The 7,432-nt window shown below is 73.4% G+C and carries 7 protein-coding genes; 5 read left to right on the plus strand and 2 right to left on the minus strand.

Going from position 1 to position 7,432, the window contains the following annotated elements; translation table 11 throughout:
- Window positions 1-288 precede the first annotated feature (288 nt).
- Window positions 289-1,161 (plus strand): bifunctional DNA-formamidopyrimidine glycosylase/DNA-(apurinic or apyrimidinic site) lyase, encoded by an 873-nt coding sequence (gene mutM / locus IE249_RS27700; protein ID WP_189709020.1) that lies wholly within the window; start codon window positions 289-291, stop codon window positions 1,159-1,161.
- A gap of 31 nt (window positions 1,162-1,192) precedes the next feature.
- Here mutM and IE249_RS27705 read toward each other — a convergent pair whose 3' ends face one another.
- The gene (locus tag IE249_RS27705; RefSeq protein ID WP_189709023.1) at window positions 1,193-1,588 is read right to left on the minus strand and encodes a winged helix-turn-helix transcriptional regulator; all 396 of its coding nucleotides are present in this window, start codon (window positions 1,586-1,588) and stop codon (window positions 1,193-1,195) included.
- 147 nt (window positions 1,589-1,735) lie between these two features.
- On the opposite strand from IE249_RS27705, the gene IE249_RS27710 reads away from it, so the two are divergent.
- Window positions 1,736-2,320, plus strand: a complete 585-nt coding sequence (locus IE249_RS27710; protein ID WP_189709025.1) for a flavodoxin family protein — start codon at window positions 1,736-1,738, stop codon at window positions 2,318-2,320.
- Window positions 2,321-2,365: 45 nt separating this feature from the next.
- On the opposite strand, the gene IE249_RS27715 is transcribed toward IE249_RS27710, so the two are convergent.
- Window positions 2,366-3,535, minus strand: coding sequence for a CAP domain-containing protein (locus IE249_RS27715; protein WP_189709027.1), 1,170 nt, complete (start codon window positions 3,533-3,535; stop codon window positions 2,366-2,368).
- Window positions 3,536-3,703: 168 nt separating this feature from the next.
- Between IE249_RS27715 and IE249_RS27720 the strand changes: the two genes are divergently transcribed.
- The 3 genes from IE249_RS27720 to smc form a co-directional block, all read left to right on the plus strand.
- Window positions 3,704-3,985 carry an acylphosphatase gene (locus IE249_RS27720; protein WP_189709029.1) on the plus strand — a complete coding sequence of 94 codons (282 nt, stop codon included), beginning with the start codon at window positions 3,704-3,706 and terminating at the stop codon, window positions 3,983-3,985.
- A gap of 380 nt (window positions 3,986-4,365) precedes the next feature.
- Entirely contained in the window at window positions 4,366-4,569 is a 204-nt protein-coding gene (locus IE249_RS27725; protein WP_189709031.1) for a hypothetical protein, read from the plus strand.
- A gap of 247 nt (window positions 4,570-4,816) precedes the next feature.
- Window positions 4,817-7,432 (plus strand): chromosome segregation protein SMC (smc, locus tag IE249_RS27730; protein WP_229859384.1); only part of this gene is annotated, 2,616 nt, incomplete at its 3' end.

Consider the following 7,432-nt stretch of genomic DNA (forward strand, 5'->3'; position numbering starts at 1 on the left):
CCGAGTCCGCCTGGCGCGCCATCCGCGCCGCGGCGGACGAGCGGGCCAAGGCGGCCGAGGCCGCCGCCGAAGCCGCCGCGGAGGGCGGCGCCGGGAGCGCCGACGAGGCCTCGGCCTCCGCCTGACGCGCACAGTACGACCCGAGCGCCCGCCCCGCCCGGGGCGGGCGCTCGGCCCTTGTGGCGGCCCGCCGGGACCCGACGGCTCCGGAAGGCCGCCGCGCGCCCGGGCCCGAGCCGGCCCGGAGTACGGCCCTTCTGGGGCCGCGGAGGATACGGGGAGAGCGCCATGCCCGAGTTGCCCGAGGTCGAGGTCGTACGGCGCGGCCTGGAGCGGTGGGTCGCCCACCGCAGCGTCGCCGACGTCGAGGTGCTGCACCCGCGCGCGATACGCCGTCACCTCGCCGGCGCGGACGACTTCGCGCACCGGCTCAAGGGCCACCGCGTCGGCACGCCCAGCCGCCGCGGCAAGTACCTGTGGCTGCCCCTGGAGGACAGTGACCAGGCGATCCTCGCCCACCTCGGCATGAGCGGCCAGCTGCTGGTGCAGCCGCACGAGGCGCCCGCCGAGAAGCACCTGCGCATCCGCGTCGGCTTCGCGGACGCCCTCGGCACCGAGCTCCGCTTCGTCGACCAGCGCACCTTCGGTGGTCTGTCGCTGCACGAGACCGGCCCGGACGGGCTGCCCGACGTCATCGCGCACATCGCCCGGGACCCCCTCGACCCGCTGTTCGACGACGAGGCCTTCCACCGGGCGCTGCGCCGCAAGCGGACCACCGTCAAGCGGGCCCTGCTCGACCAGTCGCTGATCAGCGGGGTCGGCAACATCTACGCGGACGAGGCGCTGTGGCGGGCCCGGCTGCACTACGACCGCCCGACCGCCACCCTGACCCGGCCGCGCACGGCCGAACTCCTCACCCACGTCAGGGACGTGATGAACGCGGCCCTCGCCGTGGGCGGCACCAGCTTCGACAGCCTCTACGTCAACGTCAACGGCGAGTCCGGCTACTTCCACCGCTCCCTGGACGCCTACGGCCGGGAGGGCCTGCCCTGCCGCCGCTGCGCCACCGTGATGCGCCGCCGCCCCTGGATGAACCGCTCCAGCTACTTCTGCCCCAAGTGCCAGCGCCCGCCGGCCGCGCCCCGGGCCGTTCAGTCCTGACGGGCCTCAGTCCTGACGGACCTGACGGGCCTCAGCTCTGACGGCCGTCGTACTCCTCGCGTGCCGCGAGGACGTCGTCCATGCGGTCCTCCACACAGCGGATGAGGGCCAGGAGGTGCCCGGCGACCTGGTGGCCGAGCGGTGTGAGCTCGTAGTCCACGCGCGGCGGGTTGGTCGGCTGGGCCTCGCGGTGCACCAGTCCGTCCCGCTCCAGCGCCTGCAGGGTCTGGGACAGCATCTTCTCGCTCACCCCGTCCACCCGGCGGCGCAGCTCGTTGAAGCGCAGCGAGCCCTCTCGCAGCGCGCCGAGCGTCAGCGCGCCCCAGCGCCCCGTGACGTGCTCCAGCGTGCCGCGCGAGGGGCAGGCCTTGGCGAACACGTTGTAGGGGAGGTCCTGCTCCTCCGCGTGCTCCTGCGTGATGCTCATGCCACCAGCGTACGCGAGCGCAGCGCTACCCGACAGGTTGCACTAACTGCTGGTTAGTGCTTTCCTTTCCTCACCGTCGATGAGCTGCCGCGCGCCGCTCTTCCCGACGGTCCCCTTTTTCTGCCGAGCTCCCAAGGAGAGCCGACCGTGACCACTCCCGTTGTCTCCATCGCCTACCACTCCGGCCACGGCCACACCGCCGTCCTCGCCGAGGCCGTCCGCGCGGGCGCCGTGGAGGCGGGCGCCGAGGTGCATCTGATCAAGGTGGACGAGATCACCGACGAGCAGTGGGCGGCGCTCGACGCCTCCGACGCGATCGTCTTCGGCTCGCCGACCTACATGGGCACCGCCTCCGGCGCCTTCCACGCCTTCGCCGAGGCGTCCTCCAAGCGCTGGTTCGGCCAGGACTGGCGGGACAAGCTGGCCGCCGGCTTCACCAACTCCGGCTCCAAGAGCGGCGACAAGCTGCACACGCTGCAGTTCTTCCAGGTCCTCGCCGGTCAGCACGGCATGCACTGGGTCAACCTCGGCCTGCACCCGGGCTGGAACAGCAGCTCCGCCTCCGAGCACGACCTCAACCGCCTCGGCTTCTTCGCCGGCGCGGCCGCCCAGACCAACGTCGACGAGGGCCCCGATGCCGTCCACAAGGCCGACATCGCCACCGCCGAACACCTGGGCCGCCGGGTCACCGAGACCGCCCGCACCTTCCGCCGGGGCACCGCGGCAGCCTGACGACCGGCCTCACCGCCCCGGGCCCACGGGGTCCGGAGGCGTCCGTCAGTAGCCGAAGTCCTGTGTCCACCAAGGGCCGCCCGCGCCGAAGTGGACGCCGACGCCGAGGGTCTTGAAGTCGCAGTTCAGGATGTTCGCGCGGTGGCCGGGGCTGTTCATCCAGGCGTCCATCACGGCCGCCGCGTCGGCCTGGCCGCGGGCTATGTTCTCGCCGCCGAGGCCGGTGATGCCGAGCTTGGCCGCGCGGTCCCACGGTGAGGCGCCGCTCGGGTCGGTGTGGTCGAAGAAGTCCTCGTCGGCCATGGCCTTGCTGAAGGACTCGGCGAGGCCGGTGAGGGCGCTGTTGGCCGCGACCGGGCTGCAGCCGACCTTCGCCCGCTCCTCGTTGACGAGCTTGAGCACCTCGGCCTCGGCCGCGGCCTGGGTCGAGACCGTGGCCGGGGCCTCGGTCTTCGGGGGCGCCTTGGGGGCCGGCTTGCTGGGTGTGGTCTTCGGCTTCTTGGCCGGAGCCGGCGCGGCCGTCGGTTTGGTGGCGGCCGGCTTCGTGGGCGAGGCGGACGGCTCGTCGGAGGCGGAGGCGGAGGCCGAAGGCGCGGCGGACTCCGAGGCGGAGGCCGACTGCGCGGGGGAGGCCGGACGGCCGGAGCCGCGGCCGGCGCCGGAGCCGCCCGAGCGGTCGCCCGCCTCGGCGCTGCCCGACGTGCCGCCCTGCTGGCTCGCGCTGTTGGTCGGCGAACCCGCGGCCTGCACCTTGTCCGCGCCGCTGGAGGTGCCGCCGCCCAGCTTGTAGTTCTGCAGCCCCGGCACCGCGCCCGTGGCCACCGCGACGGTGCCGAGGGCGACCGCGGCCGAGACGCCGAGCAGGCCGGTGCGGACCGGGGTCGCCGCCTTCTTCTTGCGGCGGCGGCCGGAGCGGTGCGGGCCGTCGGAGGGGGCGAAGCCGTCGGAGGCGTTGAAGCCGTCGGCCGGGAAGACCATGGTCTCGCTCGCGCGTGCCCGGGCGTAGTCGTCGTCCGTGGCGAAGAGGTACTCCTGCGCCTTGGCGTAGGCGTCGGCGTACCTCTCCGGGTTCAGGTAGGGCGCTATGCCCATGCGGTCGTCCGCGTACGAGTCCCCCGGGTCGCGGCCCTGCGCGTACGTGCCGTGCGCTTGTGTGACCCCCGTGGCGCGGCCCGTGGCGGCGCGGCCGGCGTCCGAGCGTCGGTGGCGTCCCATGTCCTGGCCTTCCTCGTCCCTGCGGTCGACGCGCGCCCTGAGCCGTCGCGGTCAACCAAGCTCACTCGATCGAGTGAGTTTCATATGAGATTCATTGGGTGGGGACGGTACCGCATGGCGCGAGGGGAGGAAGTGCCCGGAGAGACATTGGCCGGTTAGGTTGCACCCATGAGCGAGGATGTTCGACTGGTCGCCTGGGTGCGCGGACAGGTCCAGGGAGTGGGTTTCCGCTGGTTCACGCGGGCCAGGGCCCTGGAGATCGGCGGCCTGAGTGGTTTTGCTCTCAATCTGGGCGACGGACGCGTCCAGGTGGTCGCGGAGGGGGGTCGCGAGGCCTGCCAGAAGCTGCTCGACTGGCTCCAGGGCGGCGACACGCCCGGACGTGTGGACGGTGTCACAGAGATCTGGGACACACCGCGCGGGGGGTACGACGGCTTCGCGATCCGCTGAGCCGGCCGCGCGCCACGGCCCGGACGGAAGCCGCGAAACCTGCCATCGGCCCCCGCCGGGAGGGAAAAGCGGCAGGTGATTGCCAGAAACCCCTTGTCGTGGGAGGCTCCGCACGGCAGAGTGATCGCCACGCCCCGAGGGGCCCGCTGGAGTCGCAGCGCCACCGTTTTCCGGTCGCGCGCCCCCGGGACGCCCATGGATACGGGGTGTGATCGTGTTGACCGTCAAACTTTTTGGTGAGACGCTGAAAGCCCGCGCACCTTAGCTGTTTGGCATGGATGAACGGCAGCACAAACTCAACAGTGCCAAGCACCACGGGTGCGAATCCCTCACGACCCACACCGCTTCGGTCGGTCACTCAGTGTGGAGGACCATCCATCATGGCAAAGGCGCTTCTCGGTTACGTCGGCGGCTCCGACCCTCGACTCCTCGCCGAGATGCGACGGCTCCAGCAGCGTGTCCAGGACCTCGAATCCGAGCTCGTACGGATCCAGGCCGAGAACGACGCGCTGACGGCTGCCGCTTCTCACGACAGGATCATGGAGCGCGTCGACGCACACCAGGCGGAGCCTGTGCTCACCTGATCACTGCATCGCACAACGACACAGTGGTTGGGCTGCCCGTATCAACCGCTCAGCTGTCAGAAGTTGCAAGGGACGCTTCGGCGTCCCTTCTTTCTTGTCGCCCCGCCTCGCCGCCCCGCCGTTTCCTGCCCCCGCGCATCCTTTCACCTTCTTCAACGTCTGGTGTGCCCGTCATGTTCATGTGCGAAACCGGACGGTCTCGAGGGTTCATGGAGTGAGATGCCGGGGCCGGGTAGAGTCCGGCGGCGTGCACCTCAAGGCCCTGACCCTCCGTGGGTTCAAGTCGTTCGCCTCGGCGACCACGCTCCGGTTCGAACCGGGGATCACGTGCGTCGTCGGACCGAACGGCTCGGGCAAGTCCAACGTCGTGGACGCGCTCAGCTGGGTCATGGGCGAGCAGGGCGCCAAGTCGCTGCGCGGCGGCAAGATGGAGGACGTCATCTTCGCCGGCACCACCGGGCGGCCACCGCTCGGCCGCGCCGAGGTCTCCCTGACCATCGACAACTCCGACGGGGCCCTGCCCATCGAGTACGCCGAGGTCACCATCACGCGGATCATGTTCCGCAACGGCGGCAGCGAATACCAGATCAACGGCGACACCTGCCGGCTCCTCGACATCCAGGAACTGCTGTCCGACTCCGGCATCGGCCGCGAGATGCACGTCATCGTCGGCCAGGGCCAGCTCGACTCCGTCCTGCACGCCGACCCCACGGGCCGCCGCGCCTTCATCGAGGAGGCCGCGGGCGTCCTCAAGCACCGCAAGCGCAAGGAGAAGGCGCTCAGGAAACTGGACGCCATGCAGGCGAACCTCGCCCGCGTCCAGGACCTCACCGACGAACTGCGCCGCCAGCTCAAGCCGCTGGGCCGGCAGGCCGCGGTGGCACGCCGGGCGGCCGTCATCCAGGCCGACCTGCGCGACACCCGCCTGCGCCTGCTCGCCGACGACCTCGTACGCCTGCGGGACGCGCTGAAGGCCGAGATCGCCGACGAGGCCGCGCTGAAGGAACGCAAGGAGGCCGCCGAGGCGGAGCTGCGCAGGGCGCTCCAGCGCGAGGCCCTGCTCGAGGACGAGGTGCGCCGCCTCTCCCCGCGCCTGGCCGGCGCCCAGCAGACCTGGTACGAGCTGTCCCAGCTGGCCGAACGCGTCCGCGGCACGATCTCACTCGCCGACGCGCGGGTGCAGAGCGCCACCTCCGTGCCGGTGGACGAGCGGCGCGGCCGCGACCCGGAGGACCTCGAGCGCGAGGCCGCGCGCGTGCGCGAACAGGAGGCCGAGCTGGAGGCGGCCCTGGAGGCGGCCCAGCGCGCCCTGGACGACACGGTCGCCCACCGTGCCGAACTCGAACGCGAACTCGCCGCCGAGGAGCGCCGCCTGAAGGACGCCGCGCGCGCCATCGCCGACCGCCGCGAGCACCTCGCCCGGCTCAGCGGCCAGGTGGGCGCCGCCCGCTCCCGCGCCGCCTCCGCCCAGGCCGAGATCGAGCGACTGGCCGCCGCCCGTGACGAGGCCCAGGAGCGCGCCGCGGCCGCGCAGGAGGAGTACGAGACCCTCAAGGCCGAGGTGGACGGCCTCGACGCCGGTGACCACGAACTCGCGGAGCGGCACGAGGCGGCCAAGGCGGCCCTCGCCGAAGCGGAGAGCGCCCTGAGCGCCGCCCGGGAGGCGGCCACCGCCACCGAGCGCAGGCGCGCTGCCACCCAGGCCCGCCACGACACCCTCGCCCTCGGCCTGCGCCGCAAGGACGGCACGGGTGCCCTGCTCGACGCACGGGACCGCCTGACCGGACTGCTCGGCCCGGCGGCCGAACTGCTCACGGTCGCCCCCGGCCACGAGGCCGCCCTCGCCGCGGCCTTCGGCACGGCCGCCGACGCCCTGGCCGCCGCCACCCCGTCCGCTGCCGCCGACGCCATCCGCCTCCTGCGCAAGCAGGACGCCGGCCGGGCCACCCTCCTGCTCGCCTCGGCCCCCGAGGGACCGGCCGCCGCCCCCGTCCCCGGCCTGCCCCCCTTCGCCGCCGGCCTCGTGCGGGGCCCCGCCGAACTCATGCCCGCCGTACGGCGGCTGCTGGCCGGGATCGTCGTGGTGGGCACGCTGGAGGACGCCGAGGACCTGGTCCACGCGCACCCCGACCTCACCGCGGTCACCGCCGAGGGCGACCTGCTCGGCGCGCACCTCGCGCAGGGCGGGTCGGCCGGCGCGCCGAGCCTGCTGGAAGTACAGGCCTCCGTGGACGAGGCCGCGGCCGAGCTCGAGGAGCTCGCCGTGCGGTGCGAGCAGCTGACCGAGGCCCAGCAGCGGGCCGGGGAGCGCCGCCGGGAGTGCGCCGCGCTGGTCGAGGAGCTGGGGGAGCGGCGCCGGGCCGCCGATCGCGAGAAGTCGTCCGTCGCCCAGCAGCTCGGCCGGCTCGCCGGGCAGGCGCGGGGTGCCGTCGGCGAGGCCGAGCGCTCCGCCGCGGCCGCCGCCCGCGCACAGGAGGCCCTCGACAAGGCGCTCGGGGAGGTCGAGGAACTCGCCGAACGGCTCGCGGTCGCCGAGGAGATGCCGGTCGAGGAGGAACCCGACACCTACGCCCGCGACCGGCTCGCCGCCGACGGCGCCAACGCCCGCCAGACCGAGATGGAGGCCCGCCTCCAGGTCCGTACGCACGAGGAACGGGTCAAGTCACTGGCCGGCCGCGCCGACTCGCTCGACCGGGCCGCCCGCGCCGAACGCGAGGCACGCGCGCGTGCCGAGCAGCGGCGCGCGCGGCTGCGCCACGAGGCCGCCGTGGCGCGTGCGGTCGCCGCCGGCGCCCGTCAGCTGCTCGCCCACGTCGAGGTCTCCGTGGGCCGCGCGGAGCGGGAGCGCACGGCGGCGGAGGCG

This window comes from Streptomyces anandii JCM 4720 (genome assembly GCF_014650655.1).
GTDB classification, from domain to species: domain Bacteria; phylum Actinomycetota; class Actinomycetes; order Streptomycetales; family Streptomycetaceae; genus Streptomyces; species Streptomyces anandii.

What these genes read in the sequence shown, in the direction of transcription:
- mutM (WP_189709020.1), top strand. Translation starts at nt 289, where the DNA reads ATGCCCGAGTTGCCCGAGGTCGAGGTCGTACGGCGCGGCCTGGAGCGG.
- IE249_RS27705 (WP_189709023.1), bottom strand. Translation starts at nt 1,588, where the DNA reads ATGAGCATCACGCAGGAGCACGCGGAGGAGCAGGACCTCCCCTACAAC.
- IE249_RS27715 (WP_189709027.1), bottom strand. Translation starts at nt 3,535, where the DNA reads ATGGGACGCCACCGACGCTCGGACGCCGGCCGCGCCGCCACGGGCCGC.
- IE249_RS27720 (WP_189709029.1), top strand. Translation starts at nt 3,704, where the DNA reads ATGAGCGAGGATGTTCGACTGGTCGCCTGGGTGCGCGGACAGGTCCAG.
- IE249_RS27725 (WP_189709031.1), top strand. Translation starts at nt 4,366, where the DNA reads ATGGCAAAGGCGCTTCTCGGTTACGTCGGCGGCTCCGACCCTCGACTC.